At 65.8% G+C, this 19,671-nt stretch carries 16 protein-coding genes and 1 pseudogene; 6 read left to right on the forward strand and 11 right to left on the reverse strand.

Translation table 11 applies throughout. The features are described 5' to 3' along the window. Positions 1 to 123: 123 nt before the first annotated feature. Complete coding sequence (locus tag M1B35_RS00270) at positions 124 to 1,749, forward strand: methyl-accepting chemotaxis protein (protein ID WP_123335843.1); 1,626 nt, start codon at positions 124 to 126, stop codon at positions 1,747 to 1,749. A 74-nt stretch (positions 1,750 to 1,823) separates the two neighbouring features. Here the strand turns inward: M1B35_RS00270 and M1B35_RS00275 are convergent, their stop codons facing one another. Next, positions 1,824 to 2,699 (reverse strand): LysR family transcriptional regulator, encoded by an 876-nt coding sequence (locus tag M1B35_RS00275; RefSeq protein WP_123335841.1) that lies wholly within the window; start codon positions 2,697 to 2,699, stop codon positions 1,824 to 1,826. Positions 2,700 to 2,857: 158 nt separating this feature from the next. Here M1B35_RS00275 and M1B35_RS00280 point away from each other — a divergent pair, with 158 nt between their 5' ends. Further along, a complete protein-coding gene (locus M1B35_RS00280) occupies positions 2,858 to 3,877 on the forward strand; it encodes an alpha/beta hydrolase (protein ID WP_268260867.1) in 1,020 nt (339 codons plus the stop codon). A 78-nt stretch (positions 3,878 to 3,955) separates the two neighbouring features. Beyond that, entirely contained in the window at positions 3,956 to 5,383 is a 1,428-nt protein-coding gene (locus M1B35_RS00285) for a mechanosensitive ion channel family protein (RefSeq protein ID WP_268260868.1), read from the forward strand. A 125-nt stretch (positions 5,384 to 5,508) separates the two neighbouring features. Here the strand turns inward: M1B35_RS00285 and ycaC are convergent, their stop codons facing one another. The 6 genes and pseudogenes from ycaC to M1B35_RS00315 form a co-directional block, all read right to left on the reverse strand. Next, complete coding sequence (gene ycaC / locus M1B35_RS00290) at positions 5,509 to 6,132, reverse strand: isochorismate family cysteine hydrolase YcaC (RefSeq protein WP_123335836.1); 624 nt, start codon at positions 6,130 to 6,132, stop codon at positions 5,509 to 5,511. 72 nt (positions 6,133 to 6,204) lie between these two features. Continuing rightward, on the reverse strand, positions 6,205 to 8,043 hold the full coding sequence (locus M1B35_RS00295) for an amidohydrolase (RefSeq protein ID WP_123336123.1): 1,839 nt from the start codon (positions 8,041 to 8,043) through the stop codon (positions 6,205 to 6,207). 118 nt (positions 8,044 to 8,161) lie between these two features. Next, positions 8,162 to 8,766, reverse strand: a pseudogene (locus tag M1B35_RS00300) (antibiotic biosynthesis monooxygenase). Next, positions 8,759 to 9,172, reverse strand: coding sequence for a DoxX family protein (locus M1B35_RS00305; RefSeq protein ID WP_123335832.1), 414 nt, complete (start codon positions 9,170 to 9,172; stop codon positions 8,759 to 8,761). Before M1B35_RS00305 ends, M1B35_RS00300 begins: the two are co-directional and overlap by 8 nt. Positions 9,173 to 9,283: 111 nt before the next feature. Further along, entirely contained in the window at positions 9,284 to 10,198 is a 915-nt protein-coding gene (locus M1B35_RS00310) for a LysR family transcriptional regulator (protein WP_268260869.1), read from the reverse strand. Between the two features lie 94 nt (positions 10,199 to 10,292). Next, the gene (locus M1B35_RS00315) at positions 10,293 to 10,619 is read right to left on the reverse strand and encodes a hypothetical protein (protein WP_268260870.1); all 327 of its coding nucleotides are present in this window, start codon (positions 10,617 to 10,619) and stop codon (positions 10,293 to 10,295) included. Between the two features lie 260 nt (positions 10,620 to 10,879). Between M1B35_RS00315 and M1B35_RS00320 the strand changes: the two genes are divergently transcribed. Continuing rightward, a complete protein-coding gene (locus tag M1B35_RS00320; protein ID WP_123335826.1) occupies positions 10,880 to 11,386 on the forward strand; it encodes a helix-turn-helix domain-containing protein in 507 nt (168 codons plus the stop codon). Positions 11,387 to 11,429: 43 nt separating this feature from the next. Here the strand turns inward: M1B35_RS00320 and M1B35_RS00325 are convergent, their stop codons facing one another. Further along, positions 11,430 to 12,254 carry an alpha/beta fold hydrolase gene (locus M1B35_RS00325; protein ID WP_268260871.1) on the reverse strand — a complete coding sequence of 275 codons (825 nt, stop codon included), beginning with the start codon at positions 12,252 to 12,254 and terminating at the stop codon, positions 11,430 to 11,432. A 51-nt stretch (positions 12,255 to 12,305) separates the two neighbouring features. After that, positions 12,306 to 12,869 (reverse strand): flavodoxin family protein, encoded by a 564-nt coding sequence (locus M1B35_RS00330; RefSeq protein WP_268260872.1) that lies wholly within the window; start codon positions 12,867 to 12,869, stop codon positions 12,306 to 12,308. A gap of 345 nt (positions 12,870 to 13,214) precedes the next feature. Between M1B35_RS00330 and M1B35_RS00335 the strand changes: the two genes are divergently transcribed. Next, positions 13,215 to 16,070 (forward strand): ATP-binding protein, encoded by a 2,856-nt coding sequence (locus M1B35_RS00335; protein ID WP_268260873.1) that lies wholly within the window; start codon positions 13,215 to 13,217, stop codon positions 16,068 to 16,070. Here M1B35_RS00335 and M1B35_RS00340 read toward each other — a convergent pair. Both M1B35_RS00340 and M1B35_RS00345 read right to left on the reverse strand, forming a co-directional pair. Then, positions 16,017 to 17,513 carry an ATP-binding protein gene (locus M1B35_RS00340; protein WP_268260874.1) on the reverse strand — a complete coding sequence of 499 codons (1,497 nt, stop codon included), beginning with the start codon at positions 17,511 to 17,513 and terminating at the stop codon, positions 16,017 to 16,019. The genes M1B35_RS00335 and M1B35_RS00340 overlap by 54 nt on opposite strands. Before the next feature lie 183 nt (positions 17,514 to 17,696). Then, positions 17,697 to 18,647 carry a GlxA family transcriptional regulator gene (locus M1B35_RS00345; RefSeq protein WP_123335816.1) on the reverse strand — a complete coding sequence of 317 codons (951 nt, stop codon included), beginning with the start codon at positions 18,645 to 18,647 and terminating at the stop codon, positions 17,697 to 17,699. Between the two features lie 249 nt (positions 18,648 to 18,896). Here M1B35_RS00345 and M1B35_RS00350 point away from each other — a divergent pair, with 249 nt between their 5' ends. Beyond that, positions 18,897 to 19,619 carry a pirin family protein gene (locus M1B35_RS00350; RefSeq protein ID WP_123335814.1) on the forward strand — a complete coding sequence of 241 codons (723 nt, stop codon included), beginning with the start codon at positions 18,897 to 18,899 and terminating at the stop codon, positions 19,617 to 19,619. The last annotated feature ends 52 nt before the right edge of the window (positions 19,620 to 19,671 follow it).

Below are 19,671 nucleotides of genomic sequence, written 5' to 3' on the forward strand. Positions count from 1 at the left end.
GAGTTCCCCGAACACCGGCCACGCACCACCTCAAGTCGTCCGATAACCAGCCGATAGCCTGCCAGTGGCCGCTGCCGAACCCGGTCCTCCTTCATCTGCCCACAGAACAAAAAAGGCCATCGCATGTTTCTTCGCCAACTGAATATCGCCCCACGCGCCGCCCTGGGTTTCGCTTTGATTGCGGTGTTGGTGGCCCTGCTGGGGGTGTTTGCCCTGGGCCAGATGTCGAGCATCCGCGACAGCGAGATCGCCGTGGAAAACCAATGGTTGCCGAGCATTCGTGGCGGTGACGAAATCCGCGAGCTGATGCTGCGCATTCGCACCATCTCCCTGCGCATGGCTCTGGATCAGGACCCGAAGAACGTTCCTCAGTACCGCAGCCAGATGGACACCCGGGACAAAGAGCTGAGCGAGAAAATCAGCGCCTACGAGCGCCTGGTCACCACCCCCGAGGCCCGGGCCTTGTATGAGCAGTTCAAGACCACCTTCGCCGCTTACCGTCAGGGCATCGCCCAGTCCTTCACCCTGGCCGACCAGGGCAAGCGCGACGAGTTGAGCAAACTGCTGCTGGTGGACATGAAGACCGTGGTCGACGGCTCGGGCAAGCAACTGGGCGACCTGGCCCAACTGTTCGCCCAGCAAGTGGCCGCCGAGAGTCAGAAATCCGCCGAGCACTATGCCCGCTCGCGGACCATCGTCAGCCTGTTTATCGCCCTCGCGGCCCTGGCCACAGTGGCCCTGGCCATGCTCCTGACCCGCAGCATCGTGCGCCCCCTGGGCCAGGCCGTGGAAGCCGCGGAAAGCGTGGCCAAGGGCGACCTGACCCAACCCATCGATACCCACGGCCAGGACGAAGTCAGCCGCTTGCTCAAGGCCCTGGCCAGCATGCAGCAGACCCTGCGCGACACGCTGCAGGGCATCAGCGGTTCCGCCAGCCAACTGGCCAGCGCCGCCGAGGAATTGAACGCGGTGACCCTGGACAGCAGCCAGGGCCTGCAACAGCAAAACAATGAAATCGAACAGGCGGCTACGGCGGTCAACCAGATGACCAGCGCCGTGGAAGAAGTGGCGCGCAACGCCGTGTCCACCTCCGATGCCACCCGTCAGTCCAGCGCCTCGGCCCAGGCCGGCCAGGAGCGGGTCAGCGAAACCGTGGACGCCATCGGTGCCCTGGCCGGTGACGTGCGTCACACCGGCGAACTGGTGCAGTCCCTGGCCAACCAGTCCCAAGACATCGGCAAAGTGCTGGAGGTAATCCGCGCCATCGCCGAGCAGACCAACCTGCTGGCCCTCAACGCCGCCATCGAAGCCGCCCGCGCAGGGGAAAGCGGCCGCGGCTTTGCCGTGGTTGCCGACGAAGTACGGGCCCTGGCCCATCGCACCCAGCAGTCCACCCAGGAAATCGAACAGATGGTCCAGGGCATGCGCGACGGCTCGACCCAGGCCCTGGACTCGATGCAGGCCAGCTCCAACCGCACCGCGCAGACCTTGCAACTGGCGGAGCGGGCTGGTGAAGCGCTGCAGACCATCACCGCCTCGGTGCATGAAATCCACGAGCGCAACCTGGTGATCGCCAGCGCCGCCGAGGAGCAAGCCCAAGTGGCCCGCGAGGTGGATCGCAACCTGGTGAACATCCGCGACCTGTCGGTGCGTTCGTCCGCCGGGGCCAGCCAGACCAGCGCTTCCAGCCACGAACTGGCGCAGCTGGCCAACTCCCTGAACGCCATGGTGGGCCGCTTCCGCGTCTGATTCCGTGGCATAAAGGCGGGACGCGGAGCGCCCCGGTCGGCATTCCCACGGCGACCGTGGGAACGAGAGGCGGTCTACAGGCGCTCGCGCAGGAACTCGATCAGGGCCTGCACCGGCCGCGATCCCTGGCGGTGCTGGGGGTAGACCGCCGAGAGCGTCAACGGCTCGGGGGCAAAGTCTTCCAGCACCGGCACCAACCGCCCGTCCTGCAACGCCTCGCCGACAATAAAGGTCGGCAGGTAGGTGATGCCCAGCCCGGCAATCGCCGCGTCTTTCAACACCTCGCCGTTATTCACCCGCATGCGCCCGCTGACATTGATCGGCACGGGCTTGCCCTTGACCTGAAAGCGCCATTGCACCTGCCGCCCGTGGCCGTAAGGCAGGCAGTCGTGACTGCTCACTTCCTCGGGCAACTGGGGCACGCCGCGCCGGGCCAGGTAATCAGGGCTGGCGCAGTACACCCGCTGGATACTGGCGATGCGCCGGGCAATCAGGGTCGAATCCTCCAGCACGCCGATACGCAGTACCAAGTCGTAGCCTTCGCTGATCAGGTCCACCGGGCGGTCGCTCAGGTCCACTTCCACCGAGACCTGCGGGTAGCGCTGCAGAAACTGCGGCAGCAGGCAGCCCAGGTGCGCCAGGGCAAACGACAGCGGCGCGCTCAAGCGAAGGGTGCCCCGGGGTTCGCTGTTCTGCCCGGCGATGCCCTGCTCCACCTGCTCCACTTCGCTCAGCAGGCGCAAGGCCGACTCGTAGTAGCTCTGCCCCAGGGGCGTGACGTCCAGACGCCGGGTCGAGCGATTGAGCAACCGCACGCCCAGGCGCTCTTCGAGCTGGATCAGGCGGCGGCTGACAAACTGCTTGGACAACCCCAGTTGATCGGCCGCGTGGGTAAAACTGCCGGACTCCATCACCTGGCAAAAAATGCGCATGTCTTCAAACGGGTTCATTGTCACACCTCAGTTGACAGTCAAACGCTTTATAGCGGCTTTTTCTCATTTAGGCACCAGATTAATCTGAGCACAGGTTGCAGCTGAGGCCGCTAAGCCACAGCGCAACCCATTGAATTCGAAACTAAAAACTCAATTAATCGAAAAGGATCGCCACCATGAACCCAGTGCAAAAAGTTGTCGCCGCCAGCCTCCTCGCCCTCTCCGTGAACAGCGCCTTCGCTGCCGGCAGCCCAGGCGTGGAACAGCAGACCCAAGCCTTCCTCAACGCCCTGGCTGCGGGCGGCGGTCAACCCCTGGAGCAACTGAGCCCGAAAGACGCCCGTGCGGTGCTGACCGGCGCCCAGGCCTCGGTCAAGGTCGACCTTTCGGGGGTGGACGTCAGCGAGCGCAACATCCAGGTGGCCGGCCAAAACGTGCAACTGACCCTGGTGCGTCCGGCCAAGGTCAAGGGTGAGCTGCCGGTGTTCATGTTCTTCCACGGTGGCGGCTGGGTGCTGGGCGACTACCCGACCCACGCCCGCTTGATCCGCGACCTGGTGGTGGGTTCCGGCGCGGTGGCGGTCTACGTCAACTACACGCCATCGCCGGAAGCCCACTACCCCACCGCGATCAACCAGGCCTACGCCGCGACCCGCTGGGTGGCCGAGCACGGCAAGGAGATCGGCGTCGATGGCCAGCGCCTGGCCGTGGCCGGCAACAGCGTCGGCGGCAACATGGCGGCGGTGGTGGCGCTGATGGCCAAGGAACAGAAAACCCCGGCCCTGCGTTTCCAACTGTTGTTGTGGCCGGTGACCAATGCCCGGTTCGATACCCCGTCCTACCAGCAATTCGCCGAGGGGCATTTCCTCACCAAGGGCATGATGAATTGGTTCTGGGACAGCTACACCACTGACGCCCAGCAACGCGCCGAGGTCCACGCCTCGCCCCTGCAAGCCAGCGTCGAACAGCTGCGCGGCCTGCCGCCGGCCCTGGTGCAGACCGCCGAGTTCGATGCGTTGCGCGATGAAGGCGAAGCCTATGCCCGCAAGCTCGACAGCGCTGGCGTGGCAGTCACCGCCGTACGCTACAACGGCATGATTCACGATTTCGGCCTGCTCAACCCGCTCAACGGCATCCCGGAAGTCCAGGCCGCCATGCGCCAAGCCGCCGCCGAGCTGAAGACCCACCTCAACTGATAATCTCCACTGACCGTACAGCCGACCTTCGGGTCGGCTGTACCGCGTCTTGCCCCTTTCCCTGCGCCAGGAACTGCCATGAACCTTGTCACCCAACACCCGCTGCTGTGGAGTGCCGTTCTGTTGCTGGTGGACGTGCTGCTCTGGCACCTGGCGCCCTTCCCTCAGCGCCTGACCCGAGTCGGCCTGCGCCTGGTGCTGTTCCTCAGCTACAGCGCGTTGATCATCAACGCCGGCATCAGCCCGCTGCAGGCCCAAGTCTTTGCCGACGATAACGTGCTGCAACTGGGGGCCACGGCCCTGGCCATCATCTGGTGGGTGTACGCCGCCAGGGTACTGACCGAACTGATCGGCCTGATCCTGATGCGGCGCATCGGTCACAGCGGGCGGCTGCTACAGGACGTGATCGGCGCCCTGGTGTTCCTTGCCGCAGTGGTGGCCGCCGCCGGCTACGTCATGGAGCTGCCGGTCAAAGGCCTGCTCGCCACTTCCGGAGCCATGGCGATCATTGTCGGCCTGGCCTTGCAAAGCACTCTGAGCGACGTGTTCTCGGGGATCGTGCTGAACACCACCAAGCCCTATCAGGTGGACGATTGGGTGCTGATCGACGGTGTCGAAGGCAAGGTCCTGGACATCGACTGGCGCGCTACCCACCTGCTGACCAGCGCTGGCACCACGGCGGTGATTCCCAACTCAGTGGCGGCCAAGGCCAAGCTGGTCAACCTCAGCCGGCCGAGCAACATGCACGGCGTGTCCATCAGCATCCAAGTGCCCAACCACATCCGTCCACAGCGGGTGCTGGATGCCCTGGAGCGCGCCCTGCAAGGCAGCAACAGCCTGCTGCTCAACCCGGCGCCCAAGGTGGTGCTCAAGGAGGCCGGCGAGAGCCTGTCGGAATACGTGGCCAGCGGCTTTATCGCCGAACTGGGGCAGAAGAGCCAGGTGCGCAACCAACTGTTCGACCTGGCCCATCGGCACCTGGAGGCGGCCGGGATTTCCCGCCAGCCCGAGGGCTACAACGAGCCGATTTCCCGGGCCAGGGCCTTGCTCGACGAGGTGAAGATCTTCCGCACCCTGGACAACCCGGAACGGGAGCAACTGGCCCAGGCCATGACCCCCATTCAGTACGCCGCGGGTGAGGTGATCCTCGACCTGGACGAAGTGCCCGACAGCCTGCTGCTGATCGCCACTGGCGTGGTCAGCGCCAGCGTGCCCGAAGGCAACCGCATGCTCGAAGCCGGGCGCATGGGCCCCAGTGAAGTGATGGGCGAACAGAGCATCCTCGCCGACACCCCGTCCCAGGCGCGCTTTACCGCCCTGACCTCGTGCATCGTCTACCGCCTGGACAAGACCCTGACCCGGGGTTGCATGGCCCAGCGCACAGAAATCAGCCGCGCCCTGAACAAGCTCCAAGCCGTGCGCCAGCAAAGCAGCCGCTCGGTGCTGCTGGGCAAACCCGTGGACATCCGCAAAGGCGGTTTTCTCAGCTGGCTGCAAAAGCGCTGACCCGCCTCCCCTGCCCGATCGTTCCCACGCTCTGCGTGGGCCTGCAGCACCCGACTCTCCGTGTCACTGTGTTCGCCCAATAAACAAGGCCCGCGCGAGGCGGGCCTTGTTTGGAACGGGGCGGCTTACTTGGCGGTCAGCGCCGAGTAGCTGTTCATCAGGTTGCGGTAGTTGGGAATGCGCTGGGACAGCAGGTTGCCCAGGCCTTCGATGTCGTTGCGCCAGTCGCGGTGCAGCTCACAGGCGACCGAGAACCAGTTCATCATCTGCGCGCCGGCTTCGGTCATGCGCACCCATGCAGCTTGCTGCACGGTTTCGTTGAAGGTGCCGGACGCATCGGTCACCACAAACACGTCATAACCTTCTGCCAGCGCCGACAGGGTCGGGAACGCTACGCAGACGTCAGTCACTACACCGGCAATGATCAGTTGCTTGCGGCCGGTGGCCTTGATCGCCTTGACGAAGTCTTCGTTGTCCCAGGCATTGATCTGGCCAGGACGTGGAATGTACGGCGCGTCCGGGAAGATTTCTTTCAGCTCGGGAACGATCGGGCCGTTGGGGCCTTGCTCGAAGCTGGTGGTGAGGATGGTCGGCAAGTTGAAGAACTTCGCCAGGTCGGCCAGGGCCAGGACGTTGTTCTTGAACTCGTTGGGGGAGAAGTCCTGCACCAGCGAGATCAGGCCAGTCTGGTGATCCACCAGCAGCACCACGGCGTCATCTTTGTTCAGACGTTTGTATTCTTTGCTCATGGGGGTAGCTCCTTTTAGAGGGATGCAGCGCAAGGCGTCGGCACCAGGGCCGACGCGTAAAAAATCGGCCAATCAGAAGGCAAAGCAGGAACAGCCGAAGGCGCCCCAGAACCCCTGGAAGTCGCTGACCGGCACCGACGACAGTCGGGCCCGCTCATGGCTGTGGGAGTGCACCGCGCAAGGGCCGCTGCACTGGTGCACCTGGGCCTGCAACGGTGAGGTCGGACGCCAGTGCCCGGGCACCTTGACCACCGGCGACCAGTCCGGCAGCACCGGCACGCTAGGCGGTGCCAAGGTGTCGAAATCGCCGGCGCCGTAGACCACCTTGCCGCCGACCACGGTCAGTACTGATTCGATCCACTTGATGGCTTCTTCGTCGACGCTGAAGAAGTCCGCCGACAGGGCTGCCACGTCCGCCAATTGGCCGACCTTGATCTGGCCCTTTTTGCCCTGCTCCGACGAGAACCAGGCGCTGCCGTGGGTGAAGAGTTCCAGGGCCGTCAGGCGCGGCAAGCCTTCGGCGTGCAACTCCAGGCCGCCGACGGTGCGCCCGCTGACCATCCAGTACAGGGAGGTCCAGGGGTTGTAGCTGGACACCCGAGTGGCGTCGGTGCCCGCGCCCACCGGCACGCCTTCGGCCAGCATACGTTTGATCGGCGGTGTGGCTTCGGCAGCCTTGGCGCCGTAGCGCTCGACGAAATACTCGCCTTGGAACGCCATGCGGTCCTGGATCGCAATACCACCACCGAGGGCACGAACCCGCTCGATATTTTTCGGGGTGATGGTTTCAGCGTGATCGAAGAACCACGGCAGGCCATTGAAGGGGATGTCGCGGTTGACCTTTTCGAACACGTCGAGCATGCGCGAGATGGATTCGTCGTAGGTGGCGTGCAGACGGAACGGCCAACGCTGCTCCACCAGGTGACGCACCACCGGCTCCAGCTCCTGCTCCATGGTCAGCGGCAGGTCCGGGCGCGGTTCGAGGAAGTCTTCGAAGTCCGCCGCCGAGAACACCAGCATCTCGCCGGCACCGTTGTGCCGCAGGTAGTCGTCGCCCTGGTGCAGCTTGACGCTGCCGGTCCAGTTCTTGAAGTCGCTGAGCTCTTCCTTGGGCTTCTGGGTGAACAGGTTGTAGGCGATACGCACCGTCAACTGCTCCTCCTTGGCCAGTTGCTCGATTACCGCGTAGTCGTCGGGGTAATTCTGGAAACCGCCGCCGGCGTCGATGGCGCTGGTCAGGCCCAGGCGGTTGAGTTCACGCATGAACTGGCGGGTCGAGTTGACCTGGTATTCCAGGGGCAGCTTGGGCCCCTTGGCCAGGGTCGAGTAAAGGATCATCGCGTTGGGCCGCGCCACCAGCATCCCGGTGGGGTTGCCGTTGCTGTCACGGACAATCTCGCCGCCCGGCGGGTTCGGCGTGTCGCGGGTGTAGCCGGCCACGCGCAGGGCCGCGCGGTTGAGCAAGGCACGGTCGTACAGGTGCAGGATAAATACCGGAGTGTCCGGCGCCGCCTGGTTCAGTTCCTCCAGGGTCGGCATGCGCTTTTCAGCGAACTGGAATTCGTTCCAGCCGCCCACCACCCGCACCCATTGCGGGGTTGGGGTGCGGTCAGCCTGGTCCTTGAGCATGCGCAAGGCATCGGCCAGGGACGGCACGCCTTCCCAGCGCAGTTCCAAGTTGTAGTTGAGGCCGCCCCGGATCAGGTGCAGGTGGGAGTCGTTGAGGCCCGGGATCACCGTGCGGCCCTTGAGGTCGATGACCTGGGTGCCGCTGCCGCGCAAAGCCATGGCCTCGGCGTCGGTGCCCACGGCGACAAAACGCCCGCCGCTGATGGCGACGGCACTGGCCCGGGGGTTTTCCCGGTCCACGGTGTGGAACTGGCCATTGAACAGAATCAGATCGGCGTTCATCGGATTTCCTTGTAGGGATGAAGAGGCAAAAGACAGCCGCGGCCAGAACGCCGCTGCCGCGCTGAGCAACGAGCCGGCAGCCAGCAATTGGCGGCGCAGCGGGTCGCTGGGGTCATCCTTATTGGCCATGTTCGGCCTCCAGGTGTTCATGGGCGGCAGAGGCTTGCAGCCACGGCGCGAACAACCGGGTGGCGCCGGCATCAGCAGGTACACCACCAGCAGGACGATGGTCAGGGTCACCAGAAAGGTGCTCACCAGGTAGTTGGAGAGGAACGGATGCAAATGCAGCACCGGGCCCCAAAGCAGCGGAATCAGCAAGGTCAGCGGCAGGATCACGCACAGGGTCACCACCGCCTGTTTCCAGCGCGGCGGCGGGGTTGCGGCGTCGGCCAGGGGGGCGAACCAGAACTCCTTGAGCGGGGCGATTTCGGTCTGGTCGCCGTCGGCCAGCATCGGCTCGGCTTCGCTAATCAGTTCCTGGCGCTCAGGCGAGTCGAGCCACTGCTGCATGTCGGCGGTGGACGCAAAGCGCAGCACGCAGGTGAACAGCGCCAGGCCGCCCTGCTTGCCGCGTACCACATCCACCCCCAGGTGCCCCCGCCACTGCCCCGCCACCCGCACGATGCGCCGCAGCCAGGCTTCATAGGCGGTCTCTTGCCCGGTCTTGATCCGGTGCTTGACCACCAGGGTCACCACTTCACTGTTGTTCTGGGTGTCAGGCATGACGCAGCACTCCGGGCAAACGTGAACTGACGGCCAGGCGCCCTGGCCCGGTCAACAGCAAGGTGCTGAACAGGATCAACAGCAGCCAGGCGAACTGGCCCTGCTCCAGGCTCCATTCCGGGTGGACCCAGAACACCGCCACCGCCAGCAGAAAGAGAATAGGCACGCAGGCCAGGCGCACAAAAATTCCGACGAGTATCAGCAAGGGGCACAGCACCTCGGCGAAAATCGCCAGGCACAGGGTCAATTGGGCCCCCAGGTGCAAGGGGTCCTCGATGCGCTGCAACTCGCTGCTGAAGTGCAGCAGCTTGGGCAAGCCATGGACCCAAAGCAGGAACAGCGCCGCGCTGACCCGCAGAAACAACAGGCCAACGTCCTGGGCCCGCTCTTCCCCTGTTGCCACCATGAAGGCCCCTCCTTTCACTGCGTCGGTGTGATCAATGGCATGCAGTGTGCGATGGGCCGTCACGGAAAAATTGCATGTACGTGCTCTCTTTCACCCCGGCGCAAGCCCGGGCTAGAGGTCCGCGGCCTGGGCCATGTGCTCGGCGATGCGCCCGCGTAGCCAACGCTCCGCCGGGTCGTTGTCGTGCACCCCGCTCCAGACCATGGACAGCTCCGCCGCGTCGATGGGAAACGGTGGGTCTTCCGCGCGCAGGGCGCTGCCTTCGGTCAGCGCGCAAGCGGCGTAGTCGGGCACCGTGGCGATCATTTCGCTGCCGGCCAGCAAGGCCCGCAGGCCACTGAACTGCGGCACCGCCAGCACCACCCGGCGGGCGCGGCCGAGGCGCGCCAGGTCGAGGTCGATATTGCCGCTCAGGTCACCGGAGAACGACACCATGGCGTGGGGCCGTGCGCAGTACTCATCCAGGCTCAGCGGCTCGGGACGGGCGTCGCCACGCAGCACCTTGCAGGGGATGTCCCGCAGTTTCTTGCGCTTGGCATTGGCCGGCAGGTCGGTGGTGTAGCTCACGCCCACGGAGATTTCGCCGCTGCCCAGCAACGACGGCATCAACAGGAAATTGGCCCGACGGACCACCACCACGATCCCCGGCGCCTCTTCCCGCAGGCGGCTGAGCAGGGCCGGAAACAAGCCGAACTCGGCGTCGTCGGACAGGCCGATGCGAAACACCGCGCAACTGCTGGAAGGGTCGAATTCCTTGGCCCGGCTGACCGCGCCGGAGATGGTGTCCAGGGCCGGTTGCAACTCGCCGAGGATCACCAGGGCCCGGGCCGTGGGTTCCATGCCGCGGCCACTGCGGACAAACAGCGGGTCGTCGAACAGGTCCCGTAGTCGGCCCAGGGCAGCGCTCACCGCCGGCTGGCCCATAAACAGCTTTTCCGCGACCCGGGTCAGGTTCTTTTCGAACATCAGGGCCTCGAAAATCACCAGCAGGTTGAGGTCGACGCGGCGCAGGTCATTGCGATTCATAAGCGGGGTCCTGGGGCACAAGCACGGGCCCTCAGCTAAGCACAGGCAGCGCCACTAGGCCTTGGACGCCTGTGCTGTCTTGTACCCCGCCGGCTCAGCTGGTGCGACCTTGGTCGGCGCAGCGCACCAGCATGCTGCGCTGGCGATAGGCCGCCTCGGCCACCAGGGCTTCCACCTCGTCCTCGGACGCGCCTTCGTGCTGGTTGCGACTGAGCACCTGATAGCTGCCGCCACACAGGTTCAAGGCCTCGGCCCGACACCCTTGCCAACTGCCGAACAGCCCAGGGCACTCGATCTGCTGGGCTGCCGACTGGTCCACTAACAGCGCCGGCCGGGAACTGGCACAGCCACCCAGCGAGGTCAGCAACAGGGCTGCGACAAGGGCACGGAACACAGGAAAAACCGCAGGTTGGGCGTACATGGCAAGGCTCCAAAACAGGAATGACGCCATGTTCCCCGAGGCCCTGGAATGGCGGAAATCAATCCCGTCGATAACCACCATCGCCCAACCCTGGAGCCGGTTTGCGCAAATCGAATTAACAACGATTAACTCGTCAGCCAGGCGTGGCCGAACCAAGAATGCAGGGGTGTGCAGTGCAGGTTCGCCCCTGATGGGGAGCCGGTTTGCGAACCCGGCGAGCGTTCCGGTACGGACGCTCCCAACGACCACGGATACCTGTCATGGCCCGACTTCAGATACAGGCCCTAGGCGTCGATGACGCCGAGCCACGCCGCGCCAGCGCCACCACCGGCGGCCTGTGCGCCCGCCGCGAGCGCCTGGTCAAGCAACTGATCCTCGCTCACCTCGGGGAAAGCCTCGAAGTCAGCGAGCTGGCCCGGGCCTGCGCCCTGTCGCGCAGCCACTTCTCGCGGGCTTTCAAATGCACCACCGGCCTGTCGCCCCAGGAATGGATCCGCCGCCAGCGCATCGCCCGCGCCAAGGAGCTGATCACCCATTCAGACCTGAGCCTGACCCGCATCAGCCTGGAATGCGGCTTCTGTGACCAGGCGCACTTCTGCCACATCTTCACCCGTAGCGAAGGGGTCAACCCCATGACCTGGCGCAACCAGCAACTGCGCGCTGCCCAACCTCGCCTGTCGTCCCTGGGTGAAACCGCCTCGCGCCAAGGCACCCTATCCAACGTCGCGCCCAAGCTCGCGCCCAGCATGACCCACAGCGCCCTCTGACACCCGACAACGGCGCAGGCCACGGGCCAGCGCCGCGCCCCCCTTACGCCCGGATAAACGCCAACAGATCAGCGTTCAGACGTTCCTTGTGGGTGTCGGTCAGGCCGTGGGGCGCGCCCGGGTACACCAGCAGCTTCGCGCCCTTGACCAGCTTGGCCGAGGCGATCCCGGAGGTTTCGATCGGCACAATCTGGTCGTCGTCGCCATGCACCACCAGGGTCGGCACGTCGAACTTGAGCAAGTCCTCGGTGAAGTCCGTGGTCGAGAAAGCGGCGATGCAGTCGTAGGCGTTCTTGTGCCCGGCCAGCATGCCCTGGGTCCAGAACCAGTCGATCATGCCCTGGGAAACCTTGGCCCCCGGCCGGTTGAAGCCGAAGAACGGCCCGCTGGCGACGTCTTTGTACAACTGGGATCGGTCCGCCAGGGAGGCTTCGCGCATGCCGTCGAACACCGACATCGGCACGCCGGCCGGGTTGGCCGGGGTTTGCAGCATCAACGGCGGCACCGAGGAAATCAGCCCGGCCTTGGCCACCCGCGAAGAACCGTGGCGGCCGATGTAGCGCGCCACTTCGCCACCGCCGGTGGAGAAGCCCAGCAACACCGCGTCGCGCAGGTCCAGCAACTCGATCAGTTGGGCCAGGTCGTCGGCATAGGTGTCCATGTCATTGCCGTCCCACGGCTGGCTGGAACGGCCGTGGCCGCGTCGATCGTGGGCAATGACCCGGTAGCCATTGGACGCCAGGAACAGCATCTGCGACTCCCAGCTGTCGGCGTTCAGCGGCCAGCCATGGCTGAACACGACCGGTTGGCCGCTGCCCCAATCCTTGTAATAGATCTCGGTGCCGTCGCGGGTGGTGAAGGTGCTCATGAGGGGGTGACTCCTGGTGGGTGGGATTGCAGGGTGAAAACAGGCCAACGCTCAGCGCCTCAGGGTTTGGGCCAGGTGCAGGGCAAAGCGTTCGCCGAGGTAGGCAGCGGTGCGACGGTCGGCACGGATCAGCGCCGACTCGGCGGCACGGTCCAGGGACGACTGGGCTTGGGCGCCCAAGGAGCCGCCCAGGCGATTGAGCGGCGTGCCATCGGCGTCGGCCGCCCCCGGCAACAGGCCCAGGCTGACCCAGAGCATGCCGTGCTGGGCGGCAAACAGCGCCAGTTGGGCCAGGGCCTGGCCGGGGTCGGCGCACAGCAGGTCGGCATGGCTGAAACCGGCAGCCGGCTTGTCGCGCCAGGGTTGGGCCAGGTAGAAGGCGGCGGTGGCGTCCATAAACGCCTTGAACGGCGCGGACAGGCTGCCCATGCAACTGGGGGCGCCGAAGATGATGCCGTCGGCGGCGTGCAATTCGTCCCAGCGGTCCTCCACCTGCTCCACCGGGAGCAGGCTGGCCTGGCTGCCGGGCTGACGGCGAACCCCGGCCTGCACCGCTTCGGCCAGGCCCTGCAAGACGCTAAAACCGCTGTGATAGACGATCACTACCCTGCTCATTGCGGCATCCTCGACGGCTGCTTCATCCCTGTTCCCCGCGCTCGGCCAGCCTGCCCGATGGCTGCTGCACTGAATCCACCCATGGTTGAGCCGCAACCACCGCCACTACGAGTTAAACGTTGTTAATTTTTTTCCTTGGGTGGCGGCCCCGTACACCCGGGACGCCCCGGAAAACATTGCCCCAGAGCGCTTTAAGCTGACCAAACGGATAAAGAATTGCCGGGGGCCTGCGTTGCGCCCGACCCCAAACCTGAGGAATATGCTCGGGTACCTCACGCTGCCTTGTGCCCCCCCACCGGCCGGGAGGCTGGCACTGGGCGTGCGCCCGTAAACACGAGAACCCGCATGACTGAGTATCAAGCCCTTCCCAGCCCCCTTCCCAGCGACCAGGCCGTGCGCTTTGGCCCCTATCGCATCCTGCCGCGCCAACGCCTGGTGCTGGAAGCCGAACGCCCGCTGCGCCTGGGGCGGCGGGCGGTGGACATCCTGCTGATCCTGCTGGAGCAGGCCGGCCAGGTGGTGAGCAAACAGGAGTTGATGGCCCGGGTCTGGCCCAGCAGCGTGGTCGAGGACAGCAACCTGCGGGTGCACATGGCCGCCCTGCGCAAGGCCCTGGGGGATGGCCAGGCTGGCCAGCGCTACATCGTCACCGTGGCCCAGCGCGGTTACAGTTTTGTCGCCCCGCTGTGCCATGACGCCCTCCCCGGCCCAGCGCTCCAGCCCGATGGCCTCGGCAACGGGCACAACCTGCCACTGCGGCGCACGCGATTGATCGGGCGCCAGGGGTTGATCGACAGCCTGGTGCGCCAACTGCCACAGCAGCGCTTTATCACCCTCACCGGCACGGGCGGAATCGGTAAGACCAGCGTGGCCCTGCGGGTGGCCGAGCTGCTGATCGGCCACTACCGCGACGGTATCTTTCTCCTCGACCTCGCGCCCCTCGACGACCCGGCGCTGATCCTGCCCAACCTGGCGGCGCTACTGGGCCTGCCCGTGGCGGACCTGGACGCCCTCGGCGACATCGCCCGTGCCCTGCGCGAACGTCAGTTGCTGTTGCTGATCGACAACTGTGAACACCTGCTGGAGGCCATCGCGCCCATCAGCGAACAGCTGCTGCGCAGCGCGCCGCACCTGCACATTCTGGCCACCAGCCGGGAAAGCCTGCGGGCCGAAGGCGAAGTGGTGCAACGCCTGGACTCCCTGGCCTGCCCGCCTTCGGAGCAGCCCCTGGCGCGCAGCGAAGTACTGGCCTACCCGGCCCTGCAACTGCTGATCGAGCGGGCCATTTCCGATCAGGACAACGTTGACGCAGATCGCGCCGAGCCCCGCCGTTTTGAACTCAACGACACCGAGCTGGCGCTGGCCATCGAGCTTTGCCAGCGCCTGGACGGCATCCCCCTGGCCCTGGAACTGGCCGCTGCGCAAATCGGCCGTCTGGGCCTGCCTACGCTGCTGGCCCAGTTGCACGACAGCTTCCGTCCGTTGACCCAGGGCCGACGTGGCTGCCTGCCCCGCCAGCAGACCCTGCGCGCCACCCTGGACTGGAGCTTCGCCCTGTTGACCCGCGACGAACAGTGCTGCCTGCGGCGCCTGGCGGTGTTTCGCGGTGGCTTCACCCTGGCCTCGGCCGTGGCGGTGATCGGCGCGGCGCCCTGGGTCGGCGACGGAGTGCTGGCCGCCATCACTCAACTGGTGGCCAAGTCGCTGCTGAACGTGGAAGTGGGCGACGACGAAGTCAGCTATCGCCTGCTGGACACCACCCGCCGCTATGCCCTGGAACACCTGGAGGCGGCCGGCGAACTCTTCGCCAGCCGTGAGCGCCATGCCGAACGCTGCCTGGCGCTGATGCAGCAGGCTCAGCACGACTGGGAGCTGATCCCCACCCAAGCCTGGCTGGAGCGATACGCGCCCCATCGCGAGGACATCCGCGCCGCCCTGGACTGGGGCCTGGGCCCCACCGGGCCCCACGCGCTGGCCATCCACCTGACCGCCAGCGCCATGCCGCTGTGGCAAGAACTTTCATTGCTGCGCGAGCACGGCGGCTACGTGCAACAAGCCCTGGCCTTGCTGCAAGCTTCAAGCACGCCCTGCCCGCAATTGAGCATCAGCCTGCAACTGGCGCTGGGCAGCTTCAGCTACCACACCCAGGGCGGCACCGCGTCGACCATTGCCGCCTTTGTCAGCGCCCGGCAACTGGCCGAAACCCACCAGGACCTGGCCGGGCAATTGCGCGCGGTCTCCGGGCACATGGCAGTCAACCTGTGTTGCGGGCACTACCCCCAGGCCCTGGAACAGAGTCGTCATTTCGACCGCCTGGAGCCCGGCAGCGACCCGCTGCTGGCCCTCAGCGCCCAGCGCCTGCGGGTCCTGGCGCAGCACTTTGCCGGCGACCAGACCCAGGCCCGGCAAAATGCCGAACAAGTGCTACAGCGCCTGGCCCAGAGTGGCCAACGCAACCGTTTTACCCATGGCTTTGGGGTGCAGTACGACCAGAGCGTGGCGTCCCTGACCATCCTCGCGCGGATCCTCTGGCTGCAGGGTTTTCCCGAGCAGGCCTGGCGCACCGCCAGCCAGGCCCTGGAGATCGCCTTGCAGATCAACCATGGCACCTCGATCTGCTACACCCTGGCCCTGTCCGGCTGCGTGATTGCCCAGTACAACGGCGACCTGGCCACCACCCGCCAACTGCTCGACCTGCTGCTGCAACAAGCACAAAAACACTCGGTGCTGCTGTTCCAGAGCTGGGCCCGGCACTACGTCCGCGCCCTCGACGCCGAGCCTCTGGAACCCACACCGGACGCCGAGGGGTTGATCAAGGACATTGTGCTGACCCTGCGCCCCGAGGGCCTCGACGCCGAGTTGCTGGCGCGGGCCGAGAGCGGTGCCGCGGGCTGGAGCGCGCCGGAAATCCTCCGCGCCCGGGCCGCCGCGCTGCTGCGCGAACCCGGGCCACAACCGGCCGCCAGTGCCGAAGCGGTGCTGCTCAAGGCTTTGGATCTGGCGCGGCAGCAAGGTGCGCTGGCCTGGGAGTTGCGCAGTGCCAGCGCCCTGGCCCGACTCTGGCAGCGCCAGGGCCGCTATCAGCAGGCCCTGGACTTACTGGCACCGGTCTACGAGCGCTTCACCGAAGGCTTTGCCACCCCTGATCTAGTCCAGGTCCGCGGTCTGCTCGATGAGCTGCAAGGCCAAGTCGCCGCCTGAACCCCAGGGGCCATTGCCCAGGTAGTGTGCGTAGCGCTGACGCAAGCCGTGCAAGCGCTCCGGCGCGCGCAGTTGCTCCAGCACATAGAGGCGCGTGGTGTTGAGCATCCGGTAGCGCAAAGGCCCCGGGCCCGGCGCGACCTGCAACAAGGATTTGGCCGCCAACTGGGCCAGTAATCGCTCCAGATCAGCGTGTTCCAATTCACTGCCGACCAGGCTCGCGGCGACGGCCTGGCGGGTACAGGCCAACCGGTCCAGGGCCAAGTGCTGCAACAGCCACTGCTCGGGCAGGCTCAGGCGCTCGTAGCTCCAGTCCAGGGCCCCGGCCAGGCTGCGTTGGCGTTCGGCGGCGCTGCGTCGCCCCTGGTTCAAGACCTGCAAGCCCGACTCCAGTTGCCCATGCACCCCCTGGATGCCCAGGGCCTCGACCTGGGCCGCCGCCAGCTCCAGGGCCAAGGGCAAACCGTCCAGGCGCCGGCAGATGTCCCGCAGGGGTAGCAAGTCCCGGGGGCGCAGGTCAAAACCTTGCTGCCCGGCCCGGGCCCGGCTGACGAACAACTGCACCGCCGCGTAGCCCAAGGCCTGATGCACGCTGTGCAAGGCTGCCAGCGGCGGCACCGCCAAGGGCGCCAGGCACTGGCTCCACTCACCAGGCAGTTGCAACGCTTCGCGGCTGGTCAGCAGCAGGGTCACCTCGGGCGCCGCTGCCAGTACCGCCCGGACCAGGGCCCGGCAGGCCGGCAGCAGGTGCTCGCAACCATCGAGGATCAGCAACAGCCGGCGCCCCGCCAACTGTTCGCAGAACAGGCCAAGGGAACCCGAAGGCTCCAGGGTCGGCGCCAGGGTCAGCGCCACCTGCTCCAGCATCTGCGTCGGCTGGCTCACGGTGCTCAGGTCGACCACCCAGGCACCGTCCGGGTAGCGCCCCAGCAGCTTCTGCGCCAGGCTCAGGGCCAGGCTGCTCTTGCCCACCCCAGCGGGCCCGCTGAGGGTCATCAAGCGCTGCCCGGACAAGCGCCGGGCCAAGGTGCCCAGCAGCTCATCACGGCCAATCAGCGGGCTCAGGCGGGTCGGCAGGTTGTGCGGTGGGGTGGCCTCGGCACCCTGGCGCTGCACCGGGGCGATAAAGGCATAACCACGCTGGGGCAGGTTGACGATGTAGCGCCGTCCCTGGCGCCCATCGCCCAAGGCCCGACGCAGGGCAGCGATGTGCACCCGCAGGTTGATCTCTTCGACCACGCTGCTGGGCCAGACCCGGGTCAGCAAATGTTCCTTGCTGACGAACTGCCCGGGCTGCTCCAGCAACACCGAGAGAATCTCCAGGGCCCGGCCGCCCAGGGACAACGCCACGCCGCCTTCGCACACCAGGCGTTGCTGACGGTAAAAGGTAAAAGGGCCGAAACGCACGAGGGTTTCGGCCATCAGGGGTTCAAGGCTGTTCATACAGGCTACAGCGCTAAAAGACCTGGGCCGGCGCAACCACATCCACGCCTGGAGTGCCGGCTCAAGCTCTCGCGCATCCTATTCCTAAGGGCTTGCCGTTATCTTGGCAGGGCCTTGCGACAGGACAATGCTGGCACGGGGAGCCACACGGACATCGCGGTGCCCAGCACGGCCATACGCCCCTTAGCTGAACTGCTGGCGGTATTGACTGGGGGTCAGGCCAAGCTTTTCGCTGAACAGAAAGCGCATGTGCCGCACGCTGCCAAAGCCGCTGCGAAAGGCCACGGTCTTGAGAGGCAAGTCGCTGCTTTCCAGGAGGTGGCGGGCGCGGTCGATGCGCGCACTTTGCAGGAACTCCATGGGGGTCATCTGCACCTCACGGGCAAACACCCGGGCGAAGTGCCGCGGGCTCATGGCTGCCAGGGCGGCCATGCGCTCGATGCTGAAGGCTTCTTCGAGGTGCTCGAGCACATGGTTCTGCACCCGGGTGATGGGCGAATCCTGGGTCGCCACCGCCGCCACCAACGGGCTGAACTGGGCCTGGCCGCCCTGGCGTTTCATCACCACCAGCAGCACCTTGGCCACGTCCACCGCGACCTTCTTGCCGTGGTCCTGGGCCACCATGGCCAGGGCCAAGTCGATGCCCGCCGTGACCCCACCGGAGGTGATCAGCTTGCGGTCCTGAAGGAAGATCTGGTCGGTCTCGACCCGGGCCTTGGGAAAGGCCTTGATCAGGCGCTCGGTGTAATGCCAGTGGGTGGTCACCCGGTGTTCGTCGAGCAGCCCGGCCTGGCCGAGGATAAAGGCCCCGGTGCAGATCGAGCCGTAACGCTCCGCCTTCGGCACCGTCGCCTGCAGCCAGTCGAGCAACGGCGGGCAGCACTGGTTATAGGCCCCCGGCCCACCCGGCACCAACAGCAGGTCATAGGCCTCGTCGGCCTGGTCCAGGTGGCAATCGGCGTGCACCGCCACGCCATTGGAAGCACGCAAGGCGGCGTGCTCGGTGCCGATGGTGACAATCCGGTAATGCTCGGCAGGCGCCAGGTAGCGGTTGGCGATGGAGAACACCTCCAGGGGCCCGGCCATGTCCAGCAGCAGAAAGTCCGGGAACAACACCATGGCTACAGTTTTCATCGCAGAGAAGATCGCCCATCAAGAGAAAGCGCCCGGGGGAGCGCGACAGCCAGCCGGGGCATTATGGCGAGCCGCACGGGCTGTGGCGATGCTCCCGTGGCGGCGCCCGGCCGGGCGCGCAACACTGTCAACCCACAGGCGACAGTCATTCAACTTTCAGCCGCTTATTGCACCCAACGATAACCATTAACCTTCTTCTCACCCCGGAGCCCTGCACCCCGCAGCCCGCTCCCCACAGGAGAAGATCCCATGCTGACCCTTCGTAAAGCCTCGGAACGCGGTGCGGCCAATCACGGTTGGTTGAAGTCGTTCCACACCTTTTCCTTCGCCAATTACTGGAATCCCAAGGAGCAGGGTTTTTCCGACCTGCTGGTGATCAACGATGACCGGGTCGCGGCCGGCAAAGGCTTCGGCCAGCACCCGCACCGAGACATGGAGATTTTTTCCTATGTGCTCGAAGGCGCCCTGGAACACAAAGACACCCTGGGCACCGGTTCGGTGATCCGCCCTGGCGATGTGCAGTTGATGAGTGCCGGCAGCGGCGTGGCCCACAGCGAGTTCAACCACAGCGCCACACGGCCGGTGCACTTCCTGCAAATCTGGATCGTGCCTGACGTCAGCGGCGCCCAGCCGCGCTACCAGCAAGAGCATTTCAGCGCCCAGCAGAAACGCGGTCGCCTGCAGTTGATCATCGCCCCCGATGGCGCCGACGGAGCCCTGAGCGTGCGCCAGGATGCACGGGTATACGCCGGGCTGTTCGACGGCGACGAGAGCGCCACCCTGGAACTCGCGCCCGAGCGTTACGCCTACGTGCATGTGGCTCGCGGTAGTGTCGAACTCAACGGCCAGCGGTTGCAGGAAGGCGACGGTGCGCGCCTGCGCAACGAGCAGGTGATTCAACTGCGCCAGGGTGATAACGCTGAAGTGCTGGTGTTCGACCTGCGGCCGCAAGAGCTGCCGGAAATGCCTTGAAGCCCAGCTTGACCGGGGCCGACCCAGATCGGCCCCGGTTCTTTTTATCGAA

Source organism: Pseudomonas morbosilactucae, assembly GCF_023241665.1.
Taxonomy (GTDB): Bacteria; Pseudomonadota; Gammaproteobacteria; order Pseudomonadales; family Pseudomonadaceae; genus Aquipseudomonas; species Aquipseudomonas morbosilactucae.

Excerpts from the sequence above, each read along its gene's own strand:
- M1B35_RS00310 (WP_268260869.1), bottom strand. The coding sequence starts at position 10,198 with ATGAATCGCAATGACCTGCGCCGCGTCGACCTCAACCTGCTGGTGATT.
- M1B35_RS00320 (WP_123335826.1), top strand. The coding sequence starts at position 10,880 with ATGGCCCGACTTCAGATACAGGCCCTAGGCGTCGATGACGCCGAGCCA.
- M1B35_RS00330 (WP_268260872.1), bottom strand. The coding sequence starts at position 12,869 with ATGAGCAGGGTAGTGATCGTCTATCACAGCGGTTTTAGCGTCTTGCAG.
- M1B35_RS00325 (WP_268260871.1), bottom strand. The coding sequence starts at position 12,254 with ATGAGCACCTTCACCACCCGCGACGGCACCGAGATCTATTACAAGGAT.
- M1B35_RS00285 (WP_268260868.1), top strand. The coding sequence starts at position 3,956 with ATGAACCTTGTCACCCAACACCCGCTGCTGTGGAGTGCCGTTCTGTTG.
- M1B35_RS00315 (WP_268260870.1), bottom strand. The coding sequence starts at position 10,619 with ATGTACGCCCAACCTGCGGTTTTTCCTGTGTTCCGTGCCCTTGTCGCA.
- M1B35_RS00280 (WP_268260867.1), top strand. The coding sequence starts at position 2,858 with ATGAACCCAGTGCAAAAAGTTGTCGCCGCCAGCCTCCTCGCCCTCTCC.
- M1B35_RS00305 (WP_123335832.1), bottom strand. The coding sequence starts at position 9,172 with ATGGTGGCAACAGGGGAAGAGCGGGCCCAGGACGTTGGCCTGTTGTTT.
- M1B35_RS00350 (WP_123335814.1), top strand. The coding sequence starts at position 18,897 with ATGCTGACCCTTCGTAAAGCCTCGGAACGCGGTGCGGCCAATCACGGT.
- ycaC (WP_123335836.1), bottom strand. The coding sequence starts at position 6,132 with ATGAGCAAAGAATACAAACGTCTGAACAAAGATGACGCCGTGGTGCTG.
- M1B35_RS00335 (WP_268260873.1), top strand. The coding sequence starts at position 13,215 with ATGACTGAGTATCAAGCCCTTCCCAGCCCCCTTCCCAGCGACCAGGCC.
- M1B35_RS00295 (WP_123336123.1), bottom strand. The coding sequence starts at position 8,043 with ATGAACGCCGATCTGATTCTGTTCAATGGCCAGTTCCACACCGTGGAC.
- M1B35_RS00275 (WP_123335841.1), bottom strand. The coding sequence starts at position 2,699 with ATGAACCCGTTTGAAGACATGCGCATTTTTTGCCAGGTGATGGAGTCC.
- M1B35_RS00340 (WP_268260874.1), bottom strand. The coding sequence starts at position 17,513 with ATGAACAGCCTTGAACCCCTGATGGCCGAAACCCTCGTGCGTTTCGGC.
- M1B35_RS00345 (WP_123335816.1), bottom strand. The coding sequence starts at position 18,647 with ATGAAAACTGTAGCCATGGTGTTGTTCCCGGACTTTCTGCTGCTGGAC.
- M1B35_RS00270 (WP_123335843.1), top strand. The coding sequence starts at position 124 with ATGTTTCTTCGCCAACTGAATATCGCCCCACGCGCCGCCCTGGGTTTC.